At 73.7% G+C, this 24660-nt stretch carries 22 protein-coding genes and 3 tRNA genes; 12 read left to right on the top strand and 13 right to left on the bottom strand.

The window, feature by feature from the left end; translation table 11 throughout:
• Positions 1–12 precede the first annotated feature (12 nt).
• Positions 13–972 carry a hypothetical protein gene (locus tag ACIBST_RS25485; protein WP_397175115.1) on the top strand — a complete coding sequence of 320 codons (960 nt, stop codon included), beginning with the start codon at positions 13–15 and terminating at the stop codon, positions 970–972.
• A 101-nt stretch (positions 973–1073) separates the two neighbouring features.
• Complete coding sequence (locus ACIBST_RS25490) at positions 1074–1613, top strand: CGNR zinc finger domain-containing protein (RefSeq protein WP_397175116.1); 540 nt, start codon at positions 1074–1076, stop codon at positions 1611–1613.
• Between the two features lie 182 nt (positions 1614–1795).
• On the opposite strand, the gene ACIBST_RS25495 is transcribed toward ACIBST_RS25490, so the two are convergent.
• Positions 1796–3331 (bottom strand): MFS transporter, encoded by a 1536-nt coding sequence (locus tag ACIBST_RS25495; RefSeq protein ID WP_397175118.1) that lies wholly within the window; start codon positions 3329–3331, stop codon positions 1796–1798.
• 364 nt (positions 3332–3695) lie between these two features.
• Between ACIBST_RS25495 and ACIBST_RS25500 the strand changes: the two genes are divergently transcribed.
• Positions 3696–4325 (top strand): alpha-ketoglutarate-dependent dioxygenase AlkB, encoded by a 630-nt coding sequence (locus ACIBST_RS25500; protein ID WP_397175120.1) that lies wholly within the window; start codon positions 3696–3698, stop codon positions 4323–4325.
• 107 nt (positions 4326–4432) lie between these two features.
• Here ACIBST_RS25500 and ACIBST_RS25505 read toward each other — a convergent pair whose 3' ends face one another.
• The 4 genes from ACIBST_RS25505 to ACIBST_RS25520 form a co-directional block, all read right to left on the bottom strand.
• Positions 4433–5512 carry an oxidoreductase gene (locus tag ACIBST_RS25505; RefSeq protein ID WP_397175121.1) on the bottom strand — a complete coding sequence of 360 codons (1080 nt, stop codon included), beginning with the start codon at positions 5510–5512 and terminating at the stop codon, positions 4433–4435.
• A 155-nt stretch (positions 5513–5667) separates the two neighbouring features.
• Entirely contained in the window at positions 5668–6585 is a 918-nt protein-coding gene (locus ACIBST_RS25510; protein WP_397175123.1) for a D-alanyl-D-alanine carboxypeptidase family protein, read from the bottom strand.
• 125 nt (positions 6586–6710) lie between these two features.
• The gene (locus ACIBST_RS25515) at positions 6711–7889 is read right to left on the bottom strand and encodes a glycosyltransferase family 4 protein (protein WP_397175124.1); all 1179 of its coding nucleotides are present in this window, start codon (positions 7887–7889) and stop codon (positions 6711–6713) included.
• Positions 7886–8731 (bottom strand): sulfotransferase family protein, encoded by an 846-nt coding sequence (locus tag ACIBST_RS25520; RefSeq protein ID WP_397175126.1) that lies wholly within the window; start codon positions 8729–8731, stop codon positions 7886–7888. Before ACIBST_RS25520 ends, ACIBST_RS25515 begins: the two co-directional genes overlap by 4 nt.
• 192 nt (positions 8732–8923) lie before the next feature.
• Between ACIBST_RS25520 and ACIBST_RS25525 the strand changes: the two genes are divergently transcribed.
• Entirely contained in the window at positions 8924–9910 is a 987-nt protein-coding gene (locus ACIBST_RS25525; RefSeq protein ID WP_397175455.1) for a LacI family DNA-binding transcriptional regulator, read from the top strand.
• A gap of 39 nt (positions 9911–9949) precedes the next feature.
• Positions 9950–10594 carry a phosphatase PAP2 family protein gene (locus ACIBST_RS25530; protein WP_397175127.1) on the top strand — a complete coding sequence of 215 codons (645 nt, stop codon included), beginning with the start codon at positions 9950–9952 and terminating at the stop codon, positions 10592–10594.
• On the opposite strand, the gene ACIBST_RS25535 is transcribed toward ACIBST_RS25530, so the two are convergent.
• Positions 10533–11519, bottom strand: a complete 987-nt coding sequence (locus tag ACIBST_RS25535; protein WP_397175457.1) for a LacI family DNA-binding transcriptional regulator — start codon at positions 11517–11519, stop codon at positions 10533–10535. The two genes, ACIBST_RS25530 and ACIBST_RS25535, sit on opposite strands and share 62 nt — an antisense overlap.
• Before the next feature lie 248 nt (positions 11520–11767).
• Between ACIBST_RS25535 and ACIBST_RS25540 the strand changes: the two genes are divergently transcribed.
• The 5 genes from ACIBST_RS25540 to ACIBST_RS25560 all read left to right on the top strand — a co-directional run bounded on the left by ACIBST_RS25540 (position 11768) and on the right by ACIBST_RS25560 (position 19039).
• The gene (locus tag ACIBST_RS25540) at positions 11768–13969 is read left to right on the top strand and encodes an RICIN domain-containing protein (protein WP_397175129.1); all 2202 of its coding nucleotides are present in this window, start codon (positions 11768–11770) and stop codon (positions 13967–13969) included.
• Between the two features lie 76 nt (positions 13970–14045).
• Positions 14046–15362 carry an ABC transporter substrate-binding protein gene (locus ACIBST_RS25545; RefSeq protein WP_397175131.1) on the top strand — a complete coding sequence of 439 codons (1317 nt, stop codon included), beginning with the start codon at positions 14046–14048 and terminating at the stop codon, positions 15360–15362.
• Complete coding sequence (locus tag ACIBST_RS25550) at positions 15362–16282, top strand: carbohydrate ABC transporter permease (protein WP_397175132.1); 921 nt, start codon at positions 15362–15364, stop codon at positions 16280–16282. Before ACIBST_RS25545 ends, ACIBST_RS25550 begins: the two co-directional genes overlap by 1 nt.
• 37 nt (positions 16283–16319) lie before the next feature.
• Positions 16320–17135 carry a carbohydrate ABC transporter permease gene (locus tag ACIBST_RS25555; protein ID WP_397175133.1) on the top strand — a complete coding sequence of 272 codons (816 nt, stop codon included), beginning with the start codon at positions 16320–16322 and terminating at the stop codon, positions 17133–17135.
• Positions 17132–19039 carry a DUF5107 domain-containing protein gene (locus ACIBST_RS25560; protein WP_397175135.1) on the top strand — a complete coding sequence of 636 codons (1908 nt, stop codon included), beginning with the start codon at positions 17132–17134 and terminating at the stop codon, positions 19037–19039. The genes ACIBST_RS25555 and ACIBST_RS25560 overlap by 4 nt, the downstream gene beginning before the upstream one ends.
• Before the next feature lie 36 nt (positions 19040–19075).
• On the opposite strand, the gene ACIBST_RS25565 is transcribed toward ACIBST_RS25560, so the two are convergent.
• From ACIBST_RS25565 to ACIBST_RS25590, 6 genes are all read right to left on the bottom strand, one after another.
• Complete coding sequence (locus ACIBST_RS25565; protein ID WP_397175136.1) at positions 19076–19822, bottom strand: hypothetical protein; 747 nt, start codon at positions 19820–19822, stop codon at positions 19076–19078.
• Between the two features lie 63 nt (positions 19823–19885).
• Complete coding sequence (locus tag ACIBST_RS25570) at positions 19886–20527, bottom strand: maleylpyruvate isomerase N-terminal domain-containing protein (protein ID WP_397175138.1); 642 nt, start codon at positions 20525–20527, stop codon at positions 19886–19888.
• 294 nt (positions 20528–20821) lie between these two features.
• Positions 20822–20896: transfer RNA gene (locus ACIBST_RS25575), tRNA-Val, on the bottom strand.
• A 1-nt stretch (position 20897) separates the two neighbouring features.
• Positions 20898–20971, bottom strand: a tRNA-Cys gene (locus ACIBST_RS25580).
• A 16-nt stretch (positions 20972–20987) separates the two neighbouring features.
• Positions 20988–21059 (bottom strand) — tRNA-Gly (locus ACIBST_RS25585).
• Positions 21060–21107: 48 nt separating this feature from the next.
• Entirely contained in the window at positions 21108–21743 is a 636-nt protein-coding gene (locus ACIBST_RS25590) for an ACT domain-containing protein (protein ID WP_397175140.1), read from the bottom strand.
• A gap of 78 nt (positions 21744–21821) precedes the next feature.
• Between ACIBST_RS25590 and dusB the strand changes: the two genes are divergently transcribed.
• Positions 21822–22931 carry a tRNA dihydrouridine synthase DusB gene (gene dusB / locus ACIBST_RS25595; protein WP_397175141.1) on the top strand — a complete coding sequence of 370 codons (1110 nt, stop codon included), beginning with the start codon at positions 21822–21824 and terminating at the stop codon, positions 22929–22931.
• 10 nt (positions 22932–22941) lie between these two features.
• Here dusB and ACIBST_RS25600 read toward each other — a convergent pair whose 3' ends face one another.
• Positions 22942–23721 (bottom strand): phytanoyl-CoA dioxygenase family protein, encoded by a 780-nt coding sequence (locus tag ACIBST_RS25600; protein ID WP_397175143.1) that lies wholly within the window; start codon positions 23719–23721, stop codon positions 22942–22944.
• 41 nt (positions 23722–23762) lie between these two features.
• On the opposite strand from ACIBST_RS25600, the gene ACIBST_RS25605 reads away from it, so the two are divergent.
• Entirely contained in the window at positions 23763–24650 is an 888-nt protein-coding gene (locus ACIBST_RS25605; RefSeq protein ID WP_397175145.1) for a helix-turn-helix domain-containing protein, read from the top strand.
• Positions 24651–24660 lie beyond the last annotated feature (10 nt).

A 24660-nucleotide genomic window follows, 5' to 3' on the forward strand; every position in this document is an offset into this window, starting at 1 on the left:
AGAATCGTCCCTTTGCTGACCGCAGCCCTGCTCACCCTCACCGCCGTGCCGGCCGCCGCCCAGGCCGCGCCGCACCGCGACCACAGCCATCACCACAGTCGCGACAGCATCCGGTACGCCTCCGTCAAGGGCTGCCCGGGCAAGGACGGCACGTCCAGGCCCTGCGGGCAGTGGCGGCTGGTCATGCACGACGGCGGGCGCAGGACGCTGCCCGACGCCCAGGTCGTCGCGCTCGACGCCAGGCGCCGGTCCACCGTCACCTCGCCGGCGCCCATCGCGGTCAGCGGCGACGGGCAGCGCGTGGCCTACCTCACCAAGGCCGGGAGGCTGGCCGTGCGCGCGCTTGGCGGCCGTGTCACGCTGCTGCCCGAGGACGCGCTGCCGCGGGTCGCCCAGAACGAGGTGACGCTGCAGCTCTCCGGCGACGGCGCGCGGCTGGCCGTCGTCGTCCAGAGCGAGCGGCCCGCCGCCACGAAGATCTTCGACACCGCGACCGGCGCGCTGCTCGGCACCGTGCCCGCCGACGAGACCCTCCTCGGGTTCAGCGGCGACGGCGACGAGGTGCTGTCCTCGATCGAGTCCGACGACTCCGTCACCGACCTGGTCGTGCGCGACCAGACGGGCGAGCACCTCGTACGCGTCACGCCGCCGCAGGTGGTGGCCGCCAACGGCCCGCAGGCCCTGGCCGGCGACGGGCACACGGCGGCGGTCGTGATCCGCGGCCGGAAGACCGAGCTGCTCACCTACGACCTCGCCACCGACGAGGTCACCGGCCGCAGGAAGATCAAACTGCCGGACGGCGAGCTCAACATGATCGACTGGACCGGCGACACGCAGGTCACGCTGCACCTGGTGTCCGGCTCGTCCAGGATGACCATCGTCCAGGTGGACACCGGGACGGGCGCCGTACGGGTCAGGGACCTGTACACCGTCCTCAAGGACAGCTTCATCTTCGCCGCCTGCGGCGGCTGAGCCCCGGCACGGCGGGGCGCGCTCTGCGGCGGGGGCGCGGTCCGCGGTGCGGGATGGTCCGCGGCGGGGCAGGGGGGCCTCGCCGTGGATACGCTTGCCGCGTGGAGGTTCACTCGACCAGGGCGATGGCTGCCAGAGCCGTCGAGCTGTGCGTGGCGCTGCTGCACGAAGAGCCGACGCCCGCCTCGGTGACGGACGTCCTGCGCCGCCACGGCGAACACGGCGACCTGAGCCTCGACGACTCCGACGTGACCGCGATGCGCGCGGCGGCGGCCCGGCTGCGCGACGTGCTGGGCGCGCGCGACGCCGGGGAGGCGGCCGGCCTGCTCAACCGCCTGCTCGCCGACACCGCCCGGCCGCCCCGGCTGACCAGCCACCGGGGCACGACGTCCTGGCACCTGCACGTCGACAGCGGCGACGACGCGCCGTGGGCCGAGTGGTTCCTGGCCTCGTCGGCGATGGCCCTGGCCGTGCTGGTCGCCGACCATCAGCGCGTTCCGGGCGGGTTGTGCGCGGCCGCGGGGTGCGGACGGCCGTACCTCGACCTGGGCGGCGGCAGCCCCCGCCGCTACTGCGGCACCCGCTGCGCCACCCGCGCCCGCGTCGCCGCCCACCGCGCCCGCCCCCACACAACCCCCTGACCCTCGCGCACGCCCGCCGGGTACGCCCACTTGGTACGGCCATCGCGCACGCGCGCTGGTCACGCCCACTTGGTACGGCCATCGCGCACGCCCATCGGGCCGACCCTGCACGGGCTCCGGGCGCTCGCCTCATGGCTGCCCGGGTGGGGCCGCCATCGCGTGCTGGGGCCTGCGCCTCCTGCTCACGCCTGCTGACTGCGGCGGCGGCGGCGGAGGATGCAGACGGCCACGGCCTGTAAGGCCGCGCCGGTCAGCAGGGCGGCGGCGGCCGAGTGGGCGCTCAGTGGGCCCGCCAGCGCCGATCCGACGGCGAACGAGGTGATCTTGAGGCTGGCGCCGGTCGTGAACACCTGACTGCGCAGCTTGGCGGGGGCCTCGCGTTGCCGCACCGCGAACAGCGCCGTCAGCTGCGGCCCCTCGCCCACGCCCACCAGCCCCGCCGCGACCACCGCGATCCAGTACGCCGCCGCCGTCCCCACCAGGGCCGTTCCCGCCAGGCCCGTCCCTGCCGACGTTGTTTGCGTCGGCGTCGTTCCCGCCGGGTCCCGTGCCAGAGCTGTCCCCGCGGGGGCTGTTTCCGCAGGGGGTGTTACCGCAGGGGCATTTGCCGTCACGGCCGTATCTGCAAAGGCCGTCCCTGCTACGGCCGTTCCGGTCGTGGCTGTTGCTGCCATGGCGGCCAACGCCATGCCCACGCCGACCAGCGCGGTGGACCAGGCCAGGGTTGTGTCCCACGCAGGCGTCCGGTTCCGGCGACGGGGGCCGCCGCGCCAGGCCAGGAGACCGTTCGCGGCCAGGCCGGCCGCCGCCGTGACGGCCAGCAGCAGCGTGCCGCGGCTGCTGTCGCCCGTGAGCTCCAGCCCCAGCACCGGCGCCGACACCACGAACATGCCCGCCCCGGCGCACGAGACCATCGACCCGACGGTGGCCCGCCCCAGCACCCGGTTCCCGAGCACCGCCCGAACCCCGGCCGCCATCTCCCGCGTAACCGCTCCCGCAGCCCGTACCGGCGAGGCGAAGCGGCCGAAGCGCCCCGGCTCGCCGATCGGCTCGTCTCCTGTGGGCAGGTCGTGGCCGATCGGCCGGTTGCGTGCGGGCCGGTCGCTCGTGGGGTGGGTGGGGGTGGGCAGGGGGTGGGGCTGGTTGTGGGTGGGTTTGTTGTGGGGGTGGCGGGTGGGGAGGGTCCAGGCTGTGGGGAGGGCGATGAGGAGGAGGGCTACGGAGATGAGGACCGCCGCCGTCCCGCCTGCCGCTGCCGCGATCACGCCGACCGCTGCCGGACCGGCCAGCCCCGCGATGTTGTACGTCATGGCGTCGAGCGCGGTGGCCCGTGCCAACCGTCCCTGGTCGGGCCCGGAGACCAGGGGGAGTTGTCCCGTCCAGCCGCCGGTCAGGGCGGGGCCCGCCAGGCCGGTCACCACGGCCAGTGCCACCAGCGCCGGTCCGGGCACCCGTCCGACGCCGGCCGCCACCAGCAGCAGGCCGGACGCGTACCCGAGCAGGCAGCACGCCAGCAACCGGCCCGGACGGCGGGCGCGGTCCAGCAGGACGCCGAGCAGCGGCCCGCCGACGGCCGCCGAGACGGTCAGCCCGGCCAGCAGCGATGCCCCGAGCAGTGGAGAGCCGGTGGCGGCGAGCCCGGCTACCAGGAGGGCGGGTCCGGACATCTCGTCGCCGGTCCGGGCCGCGACCACACCGATCATGTAACGCCTCAACATCAGCAAGACGTTACAGGATCCGTGTTAAGAGCCGGCCAGGGCGGGGAAGGGGTCGGGTGATCGTCCCGCGCGGGTCCCGCGCCCGCCGACGGCGACCCGCCCGGCCTGTACGGACTGCGTACCGCACAGGCCGGGCACTTTCCCGCCCGCCAAGCTGGCCAGCCGGCGTCCGGAGCCGGGCGCCTTCCCGCACCCCGAGCCGCGCCAGCCCGCACCCCGAGCCGCGCCAGCCCGCACCCCGAGCCGCGCCAGCCCGCACCCCGAGCCGCGCCAGCCCGCACCCCGAGCCGCGCCAGCCCGCATCCCAAGTCGGTCAGCCGCCCGAGTCGAATGTGTGTTTGAACAATGGCATAGACTCGGTCTCATGAAAGCCGCGTTCCAAGCATCTCTGCTGGGTCTCGACGAGGAGCTCGGCGTCGGGCGGCTGGGCGCCACGGTCCGCCGGACGTACCTCGATCACGGAGCCTGGATCGACCTGCGGCCCGGCTGGCTGACGGGGGCCGACACGCTGTTCGCGCGGCTGGCCGAGACGGTGCCGTGGCGTGCCGAGCGCCGCCGGATGTACGACCGCGTCCTCGACGTCCCGCGCCTGCTCAAGTTCTACGACGAGGGCGAGACGCTGCCCGACCCCGTCCTCGACCAGGCCAGAGCGGCGCTCGACGCCCACTACGGCGAGGAGCTGGGCGAGCCCTTCCGCACCGCGGGCCTGTGCTTCTACCGCGACGGCCGCGACAGCGTGGCCTGGCACGGCGACACCGTCGGGCGGGGCAGCAGCGAGGACATCATGGTCGCGATCGTCTCGGTGGGCAGCCCGCGTCCGCTCCTGCTGCGCCCGCGCGGCGGCGGCCCCTCGATCCGCCGCGACCTCGGGCACGGCGACCTCATCGTCATGGGCGGAAGCTGCCAGCGGACGTGGGAGCACGCCATCCCCAAGACCGCCCGGCCCGCGGGGCCGCGCATCAGCATCCAGTTCAGGCCGCGCGGCGTCCGCTGACCCGCCGCGCCCGCCGCGCCCGCGTTCCCGCCATGCCCGCCATGCCCGCCATGCACGGCAGGCCCCGCAGGCCCGCCGTGCCCCTTGCGTCCCCTGTGCGGCGCGAGCTAGCGGAGGCGGAGACGGGCTATGCGGCCCTGCTCGCCGGAGGCCCAGCAGGACAGGTCCGGGGTGCACGAGACCGTGTCGAACGAGCCGCCGTCGAAGGTCTCCCAGCGGGCCCCGCCGGAGTACGTCACGTCGCTGCCCGTGGGACCGACGGCGATGGCCGCGAACGGCAGGTGCGGCAGCCACGTGACCCCCGAGCGGTACGCGGGCGGCGGGGTCGTGGCGGTGCGCCAGGTGGCGCCGCCGTCCCTGGTGACCGCGGCGGCGTTCGGGGAGGGGAGGCCGGGCTGGTAGTCGCCGCCGACCGCGATCCCGCGGTGCCGGTCGCGGAAGGCCAGCGCGAAGACGCCCTTCGCCGGGTCGGCGGCCGGGATCGGGGTGTCGGAGACGGTCCACGTACGCCCGCGGTCGGCCGAACGGAACACGCGTGACCGCTCGCCGCCGCCGGTGGCGATCCAGGCGTCGCGTCCGCCCGCGGTCACCAGGCACTGGCCGCTCGCCGCGAAACCGGCCTCGCCGGGCAGCGCGTCCGGCATGCCGGTGGACGGGAGCACCTGCCAGCTACGGCCGCCGTCCTCGGTGGCCAGGAGGCGGAACCTGCCGTCCACCGGGTCGCTCATGGCCAGGCCGTGGCGGCGGTCGAAGAAGGCCATGCAGTCGTAGAAGGCGGTCGGCTCGTCGTTCCTGAAGGACTCGGTCCAGGTGCGGCCGCCGTCCTCGGTGCGGTAGACGCGGCCGTCCGTGCCCGTGCCGATCGACAGGACGAGGGCGTGGCGGGCGTCGAACGCCTCCACGTCGCGGAACTGGAGGGACTCGGCGCCGGGCGGGGAGACGTTCTGCCAGGTGCGGCCGCCGTCCACGGTGCGCAGGACGGTTCCGCCGGTGCCGGCGGCCCACACGACGTCCCTGCTCACGGGCGCGAGGCCGCGGAAGCGGGCGGTCACGCCAGTCTCCTTCAGCTCCCAGCCGAGGCCCGCGCCGGGGCCGCCGGGGCCGCCGGGGGTGGCGGCGTGGGCGGGGAGCGGGGCGGCGAGCACGAGCGCCGCGGACAGCACGCTCATCGCGATGCGAACGTTCATGCCGGGCAAACTAACCCAAGAGATCACGAGCGTCCATCATGCGGACATGCCAGGCGCCCCAGGAGACGCCGCCTGTCATGTGGCGGGGGGACGGGGAGGGATCTGAAGGCAGTGCGGGTGGGGGAGGGGCCGCGCGGTGGTGCGGTGGGACGGCGTCAGGCGGCGGTGCGGGCGGGGGCCCAGGAGAGGAGGGCCTGGGCGGTGTCGAAGCGGCGGCTGGAGACCGACTCGCCCAGGATCACGCCCACCAGCCGCTGCCCGTCCCGCTCCCCGGCGAAGGCCAGGCTGTATCCCGCCGCGCGGGTGAACCCCGTCTTCAACCCGATCACCCCGGGCTCGGCGAGCAGGCGGTTGGTGTTGCGCCAGCCGTACGCGCCGTGCTCCCCGGTCGCGGCGACCTCGTGGTACCGGGTCCCGGCCACGCCTTCGATCAGCGGCACCTGGAGGGCCTTGGCGGCCAGCACCGCCTGGTCGCGGGCGGTGGACCAGCCGTCGCCCGCCGGCGTGGGCAGCCCGTCGGCGTTGACGTACCGGGTGTCGTTCATGCCGAGCGAGCGGGCGGTGGCGTTCATCTTGTCGACGAACCCCGGAACGCCGGGCCCGTACGTACGGGCCAGCGCGTGAGCGGCGTCGGCGCCCGAGGGCAGCATGAGCGCGTAGAGCAGCTCACCCACCGGCAGCCGGTCGCCGGGCCGCAGGTCGGCGGTGGTGCCGCCGCCGTCCTCGGCGTACCGCGCGTCCTGGGGGGCGATCTCCACCATGTCCGTGGGCTTGGCCGACTGCAGGACGACGTACGCCGTCATGGTCTTGGTGAGGCTGGCGATCGGCATGCGGGTGTCGGCGGCCTTGCCGAACAGGGCGGCGCCGGACCGGGCGTCCATCAGGTAGGCGGCCCGGCCGTACACGGCGGGGGCCCCGGCGTCGGCGGCGGAGGCGGCGAGGAGGGAGGGGGCCGCGGCGGACGGAGTAGCGGCGGACGGGGTCGCGGTCTGCGCGTACGCGGGCACGCCCAGCCCCGTGACCAGGGCGAAGGCGCCTGCGAACGCGGTGAGTCGAGCTTTCCGGTTACGCATGCATCCCAGGCTGCCGCCCGGTTTGGCGTGCGTTTGACGATTTGAGGCAAAATCTGTGACCGAATCGTTAGAAACCCCGCCGGGGCCGGAGGATCCACCAGGTAGATCTTTCCGTGCCGCGCCCCTCAGCGGCCCGTCCAGAGGTTGTCCGCCACCCGTTGCCCCCGCGTCAGCCCGGAGAACAGCTCCTCCCACATCGGCATCACGACCTCCGGCCCGTACGCCCGCGACGTCGCCGCCGCCGCCTCGCCCATCCGCACCCGCAGCTCCCGGTCGCCGATCACCCGGATCAGCGCCGCGGCCAGCGCGTCCACGTCCCTGGGCGGCACCAGGACGCCGTCCACGCCGTCGGTCAGCACGTCCCGCGGCCCGGTCGGGCAGTCGAAGGCGACCACGGGCAGCGCGTGCGTCATGGCCTCGATCATCACCATGGGCAGGCCCTCGAAGCGGGAGCTGAGCGCGTACACCGACGCCTCGGCCAGCTCCTTCTCCAGTCGCTCGGTACGGCCGGGCAGCGTCACGTGCTCGGCCAGCCCGTGCCGGGCGATCAGCCCGGCGAGCTGGCTGCGGCGCGGCCCGGTGCCGAAGACGCGCAGCCGCCACTCCGGATGCACCCGCACGACCTGCGCGAACGCCTCGATGAGCAGGTCGAACCCCTTCTGCGGCACCAGCCGCCCGGCCGCCACCACCACCGGATTCACCTGCCGGGAGCGTTCCTGCTCCACCCGGTGGACGGCGTTCGGGATCACCACCACCGGCGTGTCCGGCAGCAGGCGCTGGTATTCGAGCTTGTTGGTCCGGGTCAGCACGGTGACCGCGGCGAACCTGCCGTAGTGGCGGGCGATCTCCCTGCGGATCGTGTCGGGGTAGGCCGACAGGTTCATGTGCTCCTGCGCGATCCTGACGACGTCGGCGGGCGTGCGGCGGGCGGAGATCAGGTTCAGCGCGGGCCTGGTCGTCACCAGGACGCCGCCGGACAGGCCGGAGACGTAGTCCATCGCGGCGCGTTCCACCCGCTCGGTGAAGTAATCGGCGGCGAACTCGCCGCGCGGCACGATCTTGCCGCGGATCCGCCGCCACGCCTTGCGGCCGACGGAGTCGGGCTGCCTGCCCCCGCGCTGGTCCACCAGCGTGGTGACGGTGACGCGGGGGTCGATCGCGAACTGCGGGGTATCGCGCCGCCGCACCAGGCTGACCAGCTCGACGTCGTGCCCGGCGGCGGTCATCGCGTTCGCCTGGTTGACCACCGTGCGGATCGTGCCGCCCATGCCGTAGGCGTGCAGCATCAGGTAGCGGATCTTCACGCGAGGTACCCCCAGGTCCGGGCGATGGGCTTGAGGGGTTCGGGGATCTGGTCGGGGGCGGGCAGCTCGCGGGCGGGCTGGACGGTCCCGGTCCTGATCTTGTCCCGCCAGTCGCCGAGCCCCTTCTCCAGCACCTGCTGCCGGCCGTAGGAGAGCATCCGCGGCTCCCACTCCAGGCCCAGGAACGCGCAGATCTCGCGGGTGACGCGCTCGGGCTCGGCGCTCAGCTCCTCGTACCTGACGGTCAGCCCCGGCAGCGCGGCCCTGGCCTTCTGCACGGCCTTCATGTACCGCAGGGCGTCGAGGGCGGCCTCCTCGGGGGTGCGCCGGTCCGGGCTGGCCTCGTGCCAGGACGTGGCGATGGAGGCGGGGTGGCGCAGCAGGAAGACGAAGCGGGCGTCCGGCCAGCAGGCGGCGATGCGCTGGTGGGCGAAGGCGTTGGCGGGGGTCTTGTCCACGACGTACCGCTTGCCGCTGCGGACCAGCTCGCGGTGCAGCACCCGGTCCCACAGCAGATGTTCCAGGTCGGCCTGGTTGTGCCCGAGCGCGGCCATCGCCTTGGCCGCCAGCGGAGTGCCGAACTGCACCCGCAGCCGGCGTACGTGCAGCTCGTGGGGGGCGTGCAGGTCCGGGTGGGCGTTGAGGATCGCGCGCAGGAGCGTGGAGCCGGACCGTACGGGGGACAGGAGGAAGACGGGGGATTCGAGCAGCCGGTCGGTTAGCGGATCCGCGGGCGGTCTGATCTCGGGAGCGGGCGGGGGAGAGGGCGCGTTCCCGACTCGCTCGATCTGGAATCCGGTGAACCTGACCAGCGCCTTGTTGACGTGCCGCTGCCAGTTCATGGCGAGGCAGACTACCTACCGTTCCTGGCAGTTACCTGGCAGCGTCAGGCCGTCGACCAGGCGTGCCGCGGGTTCGCGGGGGCCGTTGGCGGCCGCCGCACGGTCGCGCGGGACGGCCCCGGGCCTGTTAGCGTTACCGCTGACAGGAGGTGAGCGGCGGTGAAAGCGAAGGGCGACAGGCCGGCGGTGCTCATGGACGTGGCCGTGCTCGCCGGCGTCTCGGCCATGACCGTCTCGCGCGTGCTCAACGCGCCCGACCGGGTCCGCGCGGAGACCAGGGCCCGCGTCATGGCCGCGGTGCGCGAGCTCGACTACCGGCCCAACCAGGCCGCCCGCCAGCTCGTCACCGGCAGGTCCGGGGTGCTCGGCGTGGTCAGCATCGACACCACCCTCTACGGCCCGGCCTCCACGCTCTACTGCATCGAGCAGGCGGCCAGGCGGGCCGGCTACAACGTCAGCATCGCCAGCCTGCCCTCGCTCAGCCGCAGGTCGATGGAGGAGGGCGTGCAGCGGCTGCGCGCCCAGGCGGTCGACGGCGTGATCATCGTGGCGCCGCACGAGTCGGCCGCCGACGGCCTGCGCCACCTGCCGCCGGAGATGCCGGTGGTGGCCGTCGACGCCGGCGACGACATCCCGGTGCCGGTGGCCAAGGTCGACCAGCAGGCGGGCGCCCGGCGGGTCACCCGCCACCTGCTCAGCCTGGGCCACGAGACGGTCTGGCACGTCGCCGGCCCGGCCGACTGGCTCGACGCCAACGGCCGCATCGAGGGCTGGCGCGGCGTGCTGGAGGCGGCCGGCCGGGAGGTGCCCGAGGTGCTGCGCGGCGACTGGAGCGCCCGCTCGGGCTACCAGCTCGGCCGCCGCCTCTGCGAGAACCCCGACGTCACCGCCGTGTTCGTGGCCAACGACCAGATGGCGCTCGGCGTGCTGCGCGCGCTGCGCGAGGCCGGTCGCCGGGTGCCCGAGGACGTCAGCGTGGCCGGGTTCGACGACATCCCCGAGTCGGCCTACTTCTGGCCGCCGCTGACCACCGTGCGCCAGGATTTCGGCGAGGTCGGCAGGCACGCCTTCCACCTGCTGCTCGACTTCATGGCCGGGCACGAGCCCGAGCCGCGGCGGCTGGTGGAGCCCGAGCTGGTGGTCAGGGAGAGCACGGGAGCCAGGCCGTCCCGGGCATGATCGGCGTGATCGGCGGGCAGGTGTAGGGCCGTCGCGGAGGTGATCGGCTGGATGATGCTGCTCGAACGTTTCGACGCCTGGGACAAACGGGCCTTCGACCGGGTCGCGCGCTCCGACCTGCCCGTGCTCGACGCCCTGCTGCCGCATCTGTCGTCGGCGGCCGACAACTCGGTCCTGTGGGGGCTGGTGGCGGGGCTGCTGATGATGACCGGGCGGCCACGACTGCAGCGGGCGGGCGTGCGCGGGCTGCTGGCGATCTCGCTGGCCAGCCCGCTGACCAGCATGGTCGTCAAGCAGGCGATCCGCAGGCCGCGCCCGATCGCGGACCTCATCCCGGTGATCCGGCGCCGCCGGGTGCCGGCGTCCTCGTCGCTGCCGTCGGGGCACAGCGCGTCCGCGGTCGCCTTCGCGGTGGCGGTCGCCAGGGACGCGCCGCTGCCGGTGGCCACCTCGGTCACGCTGCTCGCGGCCGCGGTGGCCGCCTCCCGCGTGTACGTGGGCGCCCACTACCCGGGCGACGTGCTGGCCGGGATCGCCGTCGGGGCGGCGGCGGGCTGGAGCGCCCCGGGCTGCGGACGCTGGCTGCGCCGCGCCCTGGCCGCGTACGCCGCGCCGCGGGAGGTCAGGCGGGGCCGCTGCTGGCCCGGACGATCAGCGTCGAGCGCAGCAACTGCAGGGAGTTGACCGGCGGGCGGCCCTCGTCCAGGGAACGCAGCAGCAGCTCGATGGCCTGCCTGGTCATCTCCCTGCTCGGGACGGCGACCGTGGTGAGGGCGGGGTGCGTCACCCGTACCTCGTCGATGTCGTCGTGGCCGACCACCGACAGGTCGCCGGGCACCGAGCGCCCGCCCAGCCGGGCCGCCTCCAGCGCGCCCAGCGCGAGGATGTCGTGGGTGCAGAACACCGCGGTCACGCCGGGGTCGGCGGTCAGGGCCGCGGTGGCGGCGGTGAAGCCGCCCATCGCCGTCGGCTCCGGCGCGGTGAAGACGGCCGCGGCGGGCACGTCGAGGCCGTCGCGGGCGAACGCGCGCCGGAACCCCCGCACGCGCAGCGCGTGCGGCGCGCTGCTCAGCACCGCGACCCGCTCGTGGCCCAGCTCGCGCAGATGCCGCCCGGCCAGGTATCCGGCCTGCTCGTAGTCGATCGTGACGACGGGCAGGGTGTCGGGCATCTCGCTCTCCCACGCGCACAGCGCCACGGGGAAGCGCGCGTCGGCCAGGAGCGGCAGGTGCTCGGTGAGGCCGTTGTCGCCGGCGATCAGCAGGGCGTCGACCGAGCGGCTGGTCAGGCCGGTGATGTGCCGGCGGGCCCGCTCGCCGTCGAGGCGGGTGGTGCACAGCAGCAGGTGGTAGCCGTGCTCCTCCAGGACGTTCTCCGCCTCCTCGACCACGGCCGAGTAGAACGAGCTGGCCACCGTCGGCACGAACAGGCCGACGGTCATGGTGGTGCCGGTGGCCAGGGAGCGGGCGACCAGGTTGGGGGTGTAGCCGAGCTCGGCGATGGCCGCGCGCACCCTGGCCTCGGTCTCGGGGCGGACGCGTACGCGGCCGGTGACCACGTTGGAGACCGTCTGCTTGGTGACCCCGGCCCGCTCGGCCACGTCCTGCATCGTGACCACGCGGCCTCCAAGGGGGGTTTGACCGGTCCAATGACGTCGCCCCGAAACGTAGCCGCCGGGAGAGGATCTCGTCAACCATCGTGCGCATTACGTGCCGTTTGACCGGACAAGAGAGCAAGAACGGAAAATCGGGCCTTGTTTGAGCGGTCAAATCTGGCATATGGTCCGGCCACGCGGTTCCGGCTCTGGTTCCCCCCAGGGCCCGCCAGATGTGGCGGGCCCGACAGAAAGGAGCACCCGTGTCCCCCCATCGCAACGTGCTCACCGCCGCCGCCGCGGCCCTGACGCTGGTCCTGGGCGGCTCCCTGACCGCCCCGGCCGCCTCGGCCGCACCGCCCGACGCCACCTACACGATCACCGTCGGCTCCACCGGCCGCTACGCCCACCCCACCGACACCCCGGCGGCCACCTACATCGACAAGGACGGCACCTTCTACTTCCAGCAGTCGGCCGCCCTCTACGGCGCCAACGACCCCCGCTACTGGGACTTCTTCACCGGCGCGAACTTCGAGACCGCCACCCGCTCGGCCGCGATCAGCGACGCCGTCAACCCGGCCAACTCCGCCGACCGCAACAACGACACGACCTGGCGCTGCGACAACAGCCCGACCGGCCTCGAGGCGACCCCCGCCGGCGCGGGCTCGGGGTACGCCCACAAGAACTACTGCGACCTGGTCGGCGTCTGGGTGGACCCCGACACCGGCGACTGGTACGGCCTGGTGCACAACGAGTTCACCCCCCAGCCCTTCGGCGACGGCCTGCACTACGACTCGCTCGACTACGCCGTCTCCCGCAACCAGGGCCGGGTGTGGACCATCCTCGGCCACGCGATCACCTCGCCGTACAGCACGAAGCGCAACGACGGCGCGGCCTTCCCCAACCAGACCTACGACTACGGCGACGGCGACCCGCGCCTGTTCGCCGACCCGGTCTCGGGCTACTTCTACGTCTACTACGGCTCGCGGATCATCCCGAAGGGCGGCGTGGGCGGCGGCAACGGCGGCCTGGCGCACGTGGCGCGGGCGCCGATGTCGGCCAAGATGGCGACCGGCTCGTGGACCAAGTGGTACGACGGCTCCTGGTCGCAGCCCGGCGTGGGCGGCAAGGAGAGCAACATGGTCCCGGTCACCGCCGCGAACCCCCGGGGCTACACGCCCGTGGGCGACGACTACGACCCCGCCAACACCGGCACGGTCGACCAGCAGATCGCCGCCGGGGAGCTGCCGCCGAAGTCCGACCTGTTCATCATGAACATCGCCTACGACGCCCACCTCGGCCTCTACCTCGGCGAGCCGGAGGTCGTCTCCGGCCGTCAGCCGCAGCGTCTCTACGTCACCGACGACCTGTCGACCCAGCGGTGGCGCCTGATCGGCGACACCGGGAGCTACGTCTCCGGCTCCTGGTACCGCTGGTTCCTCGACGACGTCAGCAGGACCGGCTCGGCCGTCGTCGGCAGGACGTTCCGCTCGTACTGCTCGATCGAGTGCGCGACCTCCAGCGGCGAGTACGCCAACCTCACCGTCACCTCCACCGAGCCCGCCCCCGCCCCCGCGGACCCGGCCAGGACCTACCGGATCGGCACCGGGGCGGGCCGCGTCCTGGCCCAGGTCTCCGGCGGCCCGGCGACCACCTCCGCCGCCGCCCCGACCGGCTCGCCCCTGGAGAGCTGGACGTTCACCTCCAACGGCGACGGCTCCTACCGCATCGCCAACGCCTCGACCGGCGGGCTGCTCGGCGTGGACGCGGCCACGACGGCCGGCCGCGCCTGGGGGGCCAAGCCGGTCGTCACCGCGCCCGGCGCGGGCGGGCCCACCGCGGGCCAGCAGTGGTTCGCAGTGCCGGCGGGGAGCGGCCACCGGCTGGTCAACCGCTACAGCGGCCTCGCGCTCGCCCTGACGGCGGAGGCGTCCCGACCGGCCGAGACCACCCCCGTACGCCACTGGAGCGACACCTCCGGCGGGACGGTGGGCGGTCGCCGCACGGCCGCCGAGCAGACCCTGACGCTGACCGACACCGGCGCCTCGGGCGGCGACCTGAGCGGCACCCACACCCTGACCGCCGCCGGCAAGGCCCTGGACGACCCCGACCACTCCACCACCCCGGGCACCCCGCTGATCACCTGGACCCCCAACTCCGGCGCCAACCAGCGCTGGGTCCTCACCCGCCAGCCGGACGGCTCCTACCAGCTCGCCAACGGCCTGTCCAAGCTCTGCGCGGACGTCAGCGGCGGCTCGACCGCCGCCGGCGCCAAGGTGATCCAGTGGACGTGCACCGGCGCCGCGAACCAGCGCTGGCAGGTCACCCCCGCCCCCGCGGGCGGCTACCGGATCGCCTCGCAGAAGAGCGGGCTGCTGCTCACCACGGCCTCCACCGCCGACGGCGCGCTCGTCACCCAGCAGGCCGACACCGGCTCGGCGCTGCAGCGCTGGACCGTCGGCTGACCATCCTCCGGCGGGGCCCCGTCCGGGGCCCCGCCGGGCCACCCCCCGAATCTCACAGGACAGGCGGTGCCGCTCGATGAGCTCATCCCGATCCCTCCCCCTCCGCCGGACGTTCGCCGGGCTGGCCGCCGGCGCGCTGGCCCTCGGCCTGGTCACCGCCTGCGGCGGCGCCCAGGACGCGGCCGGCCAGGAGCTCGTCTACTGGTCGATGTGGAAGCAGGGCGAACCCCAGCAGGTGGCCCTGGCGGCCGCGATCACCCGCTTCACCCGGGCCACCGGCGTCAAGGTCAAGGTCGAGTGGGCCGGCCGCGACGTGGTCAAGCAGAAGCTGCCCGCCGCGCTCACCACGTCGAAGGTGCCGGACGTGGTCGACCAGTCCGACGACACGATCCGGCCGTTCATGGTGACCCCGGGCGTGGCCCGGGGACTGGCCAGGGTGTACGAGGCCGACGTGCCCGGCGAGACGGGCAAGAAGGTCAAGGACGTCATCCCGGCCAAGTACTCGCGGAGCCCGGCGTTGCGGCTGCCGGACGGCCAGCCGTACATGGTGCCCTACAGCGTGGCCGGCATCGGCCTGTTCTACGACGCCGCCACCCTCACCGAGGCGCCGCCGAAGGACTGGACCGCGTTCCTGGCGCTGCTCGGCAGGCTCAAGGACGGCGGCCGGACGGCCCCGCTCACCGCCGACGGCGAACAGTACTGGTCCGACTCGTACTGGATGAACTACTACCTCTACCGGACGATCGGCGCGGACGGCCTCAAGGCCATCGCCGAGGACCGCACCGGGCAGTCGTGGAAGAAGCCCGAGGTGCTGGCCGCCGCCCGGCAGATCGAGCGGTTCGCCAAGGAGGGCTACCTGCTCAAGGGGTACGACGCCAGCAAATACCCCGAGCAGCAGAAGAACTGGGCCCAGGGCCGGGCCGCGTTCATGATCATGGGCTCCTGGCTGCCCGGCGAGGTCGGCTCGTACGCCAGGGCCGGGTTCAGGCCCGCCTCCATGCCCTTCCCCGAGGTCGGCGGCCCGGCCAAGGGCGAGGAGGTCGTGCAGTTCGGCTTCGCGATGCCCGCCAAGGCCAGGAACGTCGAGGCCGGCGAGCGGTTCATCGCCTACCTGACGACCAAGGAGTTCGCCGACGACCTGGCCAGGACGGCCTCCGTGCTCTCGCCGCGGGCCGACGCGTTCGTGCCCGAGGCGCTGGCCGGGGTGAAGCGGCAGCTCGACAGCGTGCCCGAGACCTTCCCGTTCGCGGCCGGGCTCAGCGTGCCGGGCTGGACCGACAAGGTCTACTACCCGGCGGTGGGCGAGCTGTTCAACGGCAGGCTCACCGCGCAGGGGTTCGTGGACAAGATCAGCGCGGTCCAGGCCGGTTTCTGGAAGAACCAGGGCAGCTGATGGCGGCCGAACCCGGGATGCGGCCCGGACCTGCCGTACGGGCCCGGCAGCGCGCCTTCGTCCCCATGGTCGGGCCGGCCCTGGCGCTGCTGGCCGTCTTCGTCCTCGGCCCGGCCTGCTACGCGGTGTGGATCAGCCTCCAGCAGACCGCCGGGTACGGCGACTCGCGCTTCGTCGGCCTGCGCAACTACGCCCGCCTGCTGGGCGACCCGGTCTTCCACACCGCGCTGCTCAACACCCTGAAGCTGCTGGTCGTCGGCGGCGGCGTGACGTTCGCCGCCGGGTTCGCGCTCACGATGGTGCTCAGGGAGATGCGCGGGCGGCTGGTCGCGCGCAACGTCCTGTTCTTCCCCAACATCGTCAGCGCGCTGGTGCCGGCCATCGTGGCGGGTTTCCTGTTCAACCCCGACGGGCTGGTCAACACCGTGCTGAGAAGCGTGTTCGGGGTGAGCGACCCGCCCAAGTGGCTGGCCGTGGACAACACGTTCACGCTCATCATGATCGTGGCGATCTGGGCGGCCGTCGGGTACTACACCACGATCATCATGGCCGCCGTCGACCGCATCCCCGCCTCCTTCTACGAGGACTGCGCGCTGCTCGGGGCCACGTCCTGGCAGCGGCTGCGGCACGTCACGATCCCGCTGACCTGGGACGTGCTCAGCGTCTGCGCGCTGTTGTGGACCATCAGCTCGATCAAGGTGTTCGAGCTGGTGCTGGTGTTCGGCGGCGGCACCGCGGGCACGCCGCCGAGCAGCACCTGGACCGTCGCCCTCTACAGCTACGCGGCCACGTACGGCGGCTCCGGCTCGCCGCCCGAGCTGGGGATGACCGCCGCCAGCGCGCTGTTCAGCCTGCTGATCGCGGCGGCCGTGGTGCTCCTGCTGCGGCGGGCGCTCGACCGTGAAGCCGTCCGGTTCTGAAAGGGGGCCGACCATGAGACCGACGAGGCTCGCGCCCGTGAGGGCGCCCTTGAAGGCAGCCGTCTGGGCGGTCGTCGCCGCCGACGTGGCGCTGCTGGCGTGGGTGCTGAGCACGTCGCTGAAGAGCACCCGCGACGTGTTCGACCATCCCTGGCGGCTGCCGATCCCGCCGACGCTGGACAACTACCTGACCGCGCTGGAGGTCGGGAACTTCGGCCGGGCCGCGGTCAACAGCGCGGTCGTGGGCGTGCTGTCGTCGGTGCTGGCCGTGGCGGTCGCCGCCCCGGCCGCGTACGCGCTGACCCGGACGGCCAACCGCGCGGGACGGCCGCTGACGCTGCTGTTCGCGCTCGGGACCGGCGTGCCCACGCAGGTCGTCCTGCTGCCGATCTTCCTCATGCTGAGCAGCCTGGAGCTCACCTCCACCCTGACCGGCCTCACCCTGGCCTACGTCGGCACGGCCATGCCGTTCACCGTCTTCCTGCTGACCGGCTTCTTCCGGTCGCTGCCCGGCGAGCTGGAGGAGGCCGCCGCGCTGGACGGCGCCGGGGTGTGGCGGACGTTCCTGCGCATCGTGGTGCCGGTCGCCCGGCCGGGGCTGGTCACCGTGTTCGTGCTGCAGCTCATCGTCTCCTGGAACGAGACCATGCTCGCCCTGGTGCTGATGCAGGACGACGAGAAGGAGACGCTGCCGGTGGCGCTGATCGGCTTCGCCCAGCAGCAGCAGTACACCGGCACCAACTGGGGCGGTATGTTCGCCGGCGTCTGCGTGGTCGTGCTGCCCATGGTGGTCCTGTTCGCCTGGGTGGGACGCCGCGTCACCGAAGGCATCACCTTGGGGATGGGGAAATGACGACGACCGTCCGCCGCACCACGATCACTCTGCCGGTCGCCCTGCCCGGCCCGGACAACCCGCTGCCGCCCCTCGCCGCGGCCGCCGGGCCCGCGGCCACGGTCGCCGGCGCGCCGCCCGACATGGCCTTCCAGCTCTCCTACGGCAGGCTCGCCTCCGTGCTGCCCTGCCGCGTCCAGGACGGCTACGACCGGGCGCGCCGGCCCCGCCGGGTCGAGGCGATCCAGCTCGCCAACGACCGGCTGACCGCGACCGTGCTGCCCGGCTGGGGCGGACGGCTGTACTCGCTGGTCCACCGCGACCACGGCGAGCTGCTCTACCGGAACCCGGTGCTGCAACCGGCGAACTTCGGGCTGACCGGCGCCTGGTTCTCCGGCGGCGTGGAATGGAACTCCGGCTCGACCGGGCACACCACGCTGACCTGCCGCCCGGTGTTCGCCGGGGAGGCCGAGGGGCCCGACGGCACGCCGATGCTGCGGGTGTGGGAGTGGGAACGCACCCGGGACCTGCCGTACCAGGTCGACTTCTGGCTGCCGCGCGGGTCGGACTTCCTGTACGTGGGCGTGCGCATGCGCAACCCGCACGCGCACGAGGTGCCGGCGTACTGGTGGTCGAACATCGCCGTCCCCGAGACCGGGCGGACGCGCGTGCTCGCCCCGGCCGGCACGGCCTGGCACTTCGGCTACGCCGGGCGGCTCGAACAGGTCCCGATCCCGGTCTGGGACGGCCTGGACCGCAGCTACCCGGCCCGCGCCGGCCACGCCGCCGACTACTTCTTCGAGCTCGGCGACCGCCGTCCGTGGATCGCCGCGCTCGACGGCTCCGGCGCGGGCCTCGTGCACACCTCCACCCGGTCGCTGCGCGGGCGCAAGCTCTTCCTGTGGGGACGCGGGCCGGGCGGGCGCCGCTGGCAGGACTGGCTCACCGAGCCCGGCACCGGCGGCTACCTGGAGATCCAGGCGGGGCTGGCCCGTACCCAGCTCGAACACGTGCCGCTGCCCGGCGGGGGCGAGTTCTCCTGGCTGGAGGCGTACGGGCCGCTGCGCGCCGGCCCCGCGGCCGTGCACGGCGCGGACTGGACGGCGGCGGTGCGGGCGGCCGAGGAGGAGCTGGCGGCCCGGCTGCCGGCCGAGGAGGTTTCGGCCGCCTGGCGCAAGTGGCGGCCGCACGCCGACCAGGAGCCCGTCCGGATCCTGGCGGAGGGGTCCGGCTGGGGGGCCCTTGAGGTGTCGCGCGCCGGCGTCGCCACGCCCGGCACCCCGTTCCCCGGCTCCACCCTCGGCCCCGACCAGTCGCCCTGGCTGACCCTCCTCGCCACCGGCGCCTTCCCCCTTCCTGAGCCCTCTCCCGGCGCGGATCCCGGGCACAGCCTGGTGTCCGGGCCGTGGCGGCGGCTGCTGGAGGGGGCGCCGGAGACCTGGGTGACGGCCTACCACCTGGGCGTGGCCGCCTGGCACGCGGGGGACCGCGAGGGGGCCGTACGCGCGTGGCGGCGCTCCGCCGAGCTGCGCCCGAACCCCTGGGCAACCCGCTGCCTGGCCCACACCACCACAGACCCGGACGAGCGGGCCGACCTGTACCTCGCAGCCCTCGGCCAGGCGGCACACCCGCTCCGGAAGCCCCTGGCGTCGGAGGCCGCCGTCGCGCTGCTGGAGGCCGGCCGGGCCGCCGAGTGCCTGGCCGTCCTGGACACGCTGCCCGAGACCGGCCGGGCCGTCCTGCTCCGCGCCCGCGCCCTGCTCGCCGCCGGGGACCGGGACGGCGCCCGCGCGCTGTTCGACGCCGGCTTCGACGTCGAGGACCTGCGGGAGGGCGAGGCCGTCCTGCACGAGACGTGGTCGCGCCTGACCGCCGACCCGCTGCCCGGACGCTACGACTTCCGCATGCACCCGGACGACGCCTGACCCCTCAGGCGCGGCCGGGCGCCCCGGGAGGGGCGCTCACTCGCCGGTGTCGGTGGTCACCGCGTCGGAGTCGGGCGCCTTGATGGACACCTTGGCGCCCCACCCGGTGAAGCGGCTGTCGATGGTGATCGTGCCGCCCTCGAACTGGTTGGTGTCGAAGATCCCCGTGGCCGCGTACGACGACCGCACCCGGCTCACCAGCCCGGCGGAGTTCAGCGTGAGCGTGTACGAGACCTTCGTGTCGTCGTGCATGCGTAGCGGGATCGAGGCCCCGAACCAGCGCGACGCCTTCTCCAGCTCCTTGAAGGTGATCTTCCCGGTGAGCGTGCTCCCGCGCAGCCGGCCCTTCCTGACCAGCGCCGCCAGCGTGGTCGGCTCGGCGGGGTTGATCACCTGCCCGTGGAAGCCGCTGCCGCCGCCGAGCAGGGCCTTGCTCTTGAGCCACGACTTGCCCTCCGGCATGCGGTCGGCCCACATGCCGCCGGAGGTGTAGCTGACGTTGCCGATGCTGATCGTGCGCTCGCGGGGCCGGCCCACGGGGGTGGCGGTGATGTCGGAGGCGGCCACTCCCTTGGCGTTGAACTGGAAGGTGCCCTTGCGGCTCTGGATCTTGCCCTTGTTCGGGCCCGAGAGCATGGTCGTCTCGGTGAACCGCACGCCGTGCCCGGCGGCGAGCTTGGCCTTGAGGGCGCGTACGGGGTCCTTGGGGGCCGCCTGGGCGGGCGCGGTCGCCGTCAGCACGCAGGCGCAGGCCGCCAGGGCGGTGATCATCGTCTTCTTCACGAGCCGAGATCCTGCCGCAGGATGATCACGACGAGAGCACGGACCTCCTGGGCCCCTCGGCGGTCAGCCCAGCAGCGGGAAGCGGTCGTCGGCCGACGGGACCCGTCCGGTGGCCTCCAGCACGTACGTGGTCAGATCCAGCTGGGACGGGCGGTCCGCGCCGAGCAGCCCGTCGAGCGTCTCGCCCGCCAGTTCCAGCGCCTCCCGGGCGGGCGGCCGCGCGGCCCGCAGGTCGAGGTGGTGGACGGCGGCCTCGGTCGCCAGCGTGGCCAGGAAGTCGGGCACGGCGATCACGTGGCCCTGCGTGGCGACGTGCCCCGCCGGGTCGGCCGCGAGCGCCGCCCGAACGGCGGCCGGGGCGGTGTCCTCCCACACCCGCAGCACCCCGGAGGGCCGGGTGAAGGCGGAGGCGGACCTGCGCACCCACCAGGCGTGGGCGTCCGCGCCGCCCCCGGCGCCCTCGGAGGCGTCCGGGACGGGCTGGAAGGAGCTCCAGTAGGTGACGTGGTCGACGTCGGGCGGCCCGTCGGCGGGGGTGGCGAACGCGACGAGGGCTCGCTGGGCGTCGCACAGCACGTGAAACAGCAGATCCACCCCCGCCCAACCGGCACACCGGGTGGGGTTCAGCAGATCGGTCTCCTTCACAGCAGCCGTGAACTCCCGATAGGCGGCGTCGAGGGCGGTACGCGCACGTTCGATGTCCATGACCACGATTCTTCTCCCGCCCATGGCGACCATCCCCCCGGCCCGGCGCACACCCCCGCCGCTGCGGGAGGCGGGCCCGCCACTCCGCGCACGTCAGCCACCCGGCCCGTGGCGTCGCCGGCGGCCCGGCGTCGGCCGTCCGGACGGAGCCCGACACTGTGAGGGCGGCAGGCTGGATCTTGAGTGGGCCGGCACCGCACGCTCGGGGGGCGGGCCTGTCCGCGTGCCGGACCGGTGTTCGGGGCCTGGACAGCAGAAAGGCCAGCCCTGTCGTTCCGGGCTGGCCTTGGAGTGTGGTGGACGATACTGGGATTGAACCAGTGACCTCTTCCGTGTCAGGGAAGCGCTCTCCCGCTGAGCTAATCGTCCTTGGAGGTGGAGACGGGATTTGAACCCGTGTGGACGGCTTTGCAGGCCGCTGCCTCGCCTCTCGGCCACTCCACCGAGTCGAACCACTCCGAGCGGAAGACGGGATTCGAACCCGCGACCCTCACCTTGGCAAGGTGATGCTCTACCACTGAGCCACTTCCGCGCTGTTGCGTGCCTAACTCTAGCGCCTTTTCCGACCAGATGCTTCCCGCTACTTGCGGAGCCGGCAGGCGACGCCGCGTTCGGTGGCCGGCAGGCTCAGGAAGATCTCCAGGATCCGGGTGAGCCGGTGGACCTCGATGCGGTGGAAGGCCGGGCCCTCGGAGCGGGCCAGCAGCAGGGTCAGGGCGAGCGGCGGGAGCGGGGCGTGGATGGCGTGCACGCCGCCGTCGAGCGTGAGGGCCGCCGGGCGCGGCGGGGCCGGGCTGGGGACGGTCAGGCCCTGCGGGGCGCGCCAGCTCGCGTAGACCACGCCGTGGTCGGCGGCGGTGGCGGCCCAGTCGGCGCTGAACAGCACCGGCAGCGAGTCGACGAGCGTGGTCAGCGCGCGGTCGCCGGCCGTGGTGATGTACTTGAGTATCTCCAGCTCGGGGTAGGTGCCGGCGGTCTCGCGGGTGGTCCAGATGCCCTCCACCCGGACGTCGTCGACGCTCTCCAGGCTCTTGACCAGCACCTCCCGCGGGGTGCTCTCGGGGCAGAAGACGGTGATGTCGTCGACCGCCGAGCCGGCCCCCCGGTCGAGGACGGTGACCTGGGTGATGTCGGCCCCCGCCGTGCCCAGGGCCTTGGTGACCTGGGCCAGAGACCCCGGACGGTCGGGCAGCGCCACGCGCACGCGAAGAAGCATCGATCCCTCCCTGGTGATGCCGTCCACAGCCTATAGGCGAATACCGCTTCCGGCCTGAGCTGCGCTACAACTGACGGAGTGAAGATTGGGCCGATTGGGGCATGGCCGCCCGTGGTGCTGGCGCCCATGGCGGGCATCACGAACGCGCCGTTCCGGGTGCTGTGCCGGGAGCAGGGCGCCGGGCTGTTCGTGTGCGAGATGATCACCACGCGGGCGCTGGTCGAGCGCAATCCCAAGACGCTCCGGATGATCAGGTTCGCCGAGTCGGAGCGGCCCAGGAGCCTGCAGCTCTACGGCGTCGACCCCGACATCGTCGGGCGGGCGGTCAGGATGATCGCCGAGGAGGACCTCGCCGATCACGTCGATCTCAACTTCGGCTGCCCGGTGCCCAAGGTGACCAGGCGCGGGGGCGGGTCGGCGCTGCCGTACAAGAGGAACTTGCTGCGGCGGATCCTGCGGGCGGCGGTGGCGAACGCGGGGGCGCTGCCGGTGACGATGAAGATGCGCAAGGGCATCGACGACGACCACCTGACCTACCTCGACGCCGGCCGCATCGCGGCCGAGGAGGGCGTCGCGGCGATCGCCCTGCACGCGCGCACGGCGAAGCAGCACTACGGCGGCGTGGCCGACTGGGCGGCGATCGCGCGCCTGAAGGAGGCCGTGCCGGAGATCCCGGTGCTGGGCAACGGCGACATCTGGTCGGCCGACGACGCGTTGCGCATGGTGGCGGCCACCGGCTGCGACGGCGTCGTGGTCGGGCGCGGCTGCCTCGGGCGTCCGTGGCTGTTCAAGGACCTGGAGAACGCGTTCAACGGCAGCCCCGAGCGGGTCAGGCCGACGCTCGGCGAGGTGGCCGGGACGATGGAGCGCCACGCGGCCGGCCTCACCGAGTGCTTCGACACCGAGCGGTACGCGATCGCGGACTTCCGCAAGCACGTCGGGTGGTACCTCAAGGGGTTCGAGGTCGGCAGCGCCCTGCGGCGGGAGCTGGCCACGGCCGAGTCGCTCGACGGGCTCCGGGAGGGGCTGGCCAAGCTCGACCACGACCAGCCGTGGCCGCCGAACACCGACACGCCCCGGGGCAAGTCGGGCGAGCGTCAGAAGGTGCAACTGCCTGACGGCTGGCTCGACGACCCGTGGGACTGCGTGGTCCCGGACGAGGCGGAGTCGGACGTCTCCGGCGGCTGACCGGCCGCGATCAGTGGGGGCCGGTGGCCTCGGTGCCGCAGGGGCCGCCGCCGGCCGACGGCTCCAGCAGCACGCGCTCGCCGTCCATCGTCAGCGTCTCGTACCAGGACGAGATGCGCTCGGCCGAGCGGCCGGTGTAGTGGCAGATGAAGCTGCGCCTGAACCGGTCGGCCGTGCTGTTCGGCTCCGACCCGTGCACCAGGCTGCCGTTGAAGAAGAGCACGTCGCCGGGCTGCATGTCCACGGGCACCCGGGCCAGGCCCGGGGGCGGCGGGACGTACTCGCGGGTGAAGGACAGGTCCTGGTCGGCCTCCTCCGGGCAGAACAGGTCCATCAGATGGGTGCCGGGGACGACCTCCAGGCCGCCGTTGGCCCGGTCGACGCGGTCGAGCGCCACCCAGGCGGCCACGCACGTGCCCGGCTCGACGCGCAGGTAGAAGTTGTCCTGGTGCAGCGCCTGCCCGCGGGCGCCCGGCGGCTTGAAGTAGAACATGCTCTGGGCTGCTATCGGCTCCTCGCCCAGCAGCTCGCGCAGGATCGCGGCGAAGCGGGCGTCGAGCAGGTAGCGCAGCGCGACCTCGTTCACCTGGTGGGGATGCATGATCCGGGGAAAGTCGCGCAGGACGTCGTAGGGCGCGCCCGGCTCCTGCGGGACGGGCGAGAAATGCCCGGGTATCGGGCCGGCGGCGTGCAGGGCCATGAACTCCTCGCGCAGCTCGGCCACCTCCTCGGGAGCCAGCAGCGCGGGGACGAGCACGTACCCCCGGTCGTGGAAGTCGTTCAGCCTCATGCCCTTCACCGTAGGGACCCGGCCCGTGGGACGGTATGACCGTGACCGCTGAGAACCTGTCTGTTCCTGCTGCCGAGCTGATGATCGTCGGCCACTACGACAAGCCGCCCGGGTACGGCACCCGCCGTCCCCACGGCTCGCCGAGCTGGCTGCTGCTGTGGACCCAGGCGGGGGAGGGGCGCATCGAGCAGGCGGGGGCGGCGTTCACCGTGCGGGAGGGGGACCTGGCGGTGCTCGGGCCCGGCTCGGCGCAGCGTTACCGGGTCGCGCCGGGGGCGGGGAGATGGCGGTTCTGGTGGGTGCACTTCCAGCCGCGCCCGTCCTGGACGGCCTGGCTCGCGCCGTACGCCCTGGCCACCGGCTGCCACCTGGTGGAGGGCGTGCCCGCCGGGGTGCGCGACCGCGTCGGCCGGGCCTTCGACCGCGCCCTCCAGGACGCCCGCTGGATCCCCGGCCGCACCGCCCCCGCCGCGCCGCCCGCGCCGGCGGTCGTCCTGTCGAGCGCCGCCAGGGAGCTGGTGCTCGGGGCGGTGGAGGAGGTGCTGGTGCTGGCCACGGCCTCGGCGGGGGCCGCCGCCTCCGTCGCCTCCGGGACCGAGGGCGGGGACGAGCGGGTGCGGCGGGTGCTCGACCTCATCGCCGCCGAGCCCGGGGCCCAGCACTCGGTCGCCTCGCTGGCCCGCGCGGTGGCGCTGTCGCCGTCCAGGTTCGCGCACCTGTTCGCGGCCGAGACCGGCCAGACCCCGATGGGCGCCGTGCGCAGGGCGCGGGTGCGGCACGCCGCGAGCCTGCTGGAGGTGACCGACCTGGACGTCGGCCAGGTGGCCGCCGCCTCGGGGTTCGTCAGCCCGTTCCACTTCAGCCGCGCCTTCAGGCGCGAGTACGGCCTCCCGCCCCGCGACTACCGCGCCCGCCTGCGCCGCCCCTGACCCCCGCCGT

The organism is Nonomuraea sp. NPDC049684 (genome assembly GCF_044465345.1).
GTDB lineage: Bacteria > Actinomycetota > Actinomycetes > Streptosporangiales > Streptosporangiaceae > Nonomuraea.

Excerpts from the sequence above, each read along its gene's own strand:
- ACIBST_RS25570 (WP_397175138.1), bottom strand. The coding sequence starts at position 20,527 with ATGGACATCGAACGTGCGCGTACCGCCCTCGACGCCGCCTATCGGGAG.
- ACIBST_RS25535 (WP_397175457.1), bottom strand. The coding sequence starts at position 11,519 with ATGCAGGACGTGGCCGAGCGGGCCGGGGTCACCAAGCAGACGGTCTCC.
- ACIBST_RS25590 (WP_397175140.1), bottom strand. The coding sequence starts at position 21,743 with ATGCTTCTTCGCGTGCGCGTGGCGCTGCCCGACCGTCCGGGGTCTCTG.
- ACIBST_RS25500 (WP_397175120.1), top strand. The coding sequence starts at position 3,696 with ATGAAAGCCGCGTTCCAAGCATCTCTGCTGGGTCTCGACGAGGAGCTC.
- ACIBST_RS25545 (WP_397175131.1), top strand. The coding sequence starts at position 14,046 with ATGAGCTCATCCCGATCCCTCCCCCTCCGCCGGACGTTCGCCGGGCTG.
- ACIBST_RS25560 (WP_397175135.1), top strand. The coding sequence starts at position 17,132 with ATGACGACGACCGTCCGCCGCACCACGATCACTCTGCCGGTCGCCCTG.
- ACIBST_RS25550 (WP_397175132.1), top strand. The coding sequence starts at position 15,362 with ATGGCGGCCGAACCCGGGATGCGGCCCGGACCTGCCGTACGGGCCCGG.
- ACIBST_RS25520 (WP_397175126.1), bottom strand. The coding sequence starts at position 8,731 with ATGAACTGGCAGCGGCACGTCAACAAGGCGCTGGTCAGGTTCACCGGA.
- ACIBST_RS25525 (WP_397175455.1), top strand. The coding sequence starts at position 8,924 with ATGGACGTGGCCGTGCTCGCCGGCGTCTCGGCCATGACCGTCTCGCGC.
- ACIBST_RS25510 (WP_397175123.1), bottom strand. The coding sequence starts at position 6,585 with ATGCGTAACCGGAAAGCTCGACTCACCGCGTTCGCAGGCGCCTTCGCC.
- ACIBST_RS25600 (WP_397175143.1), bottom strand. The coding sequence starts at position 23,721 with ATGAGGCTGAACGACTTCCACGACCGGGGGTACGTGCTCGTCCCCGCG.
- ACIBST_RS25495 (WP_397175118.1), bottom strand. The coding sequence starts at position 3,331 with ATGTTGAGGCGTTACATGATCGGTGTGGTCGCGGCCCGGACCGGCGAC.
- ACIBST_RS25505 (WP_397175121.1), bottom strand. The coding sequence starts at position 5,512 with ATGAACGTTCGCATCGCGATGAGCGTGCTGTCCGCGGCGCTCGTGCTC.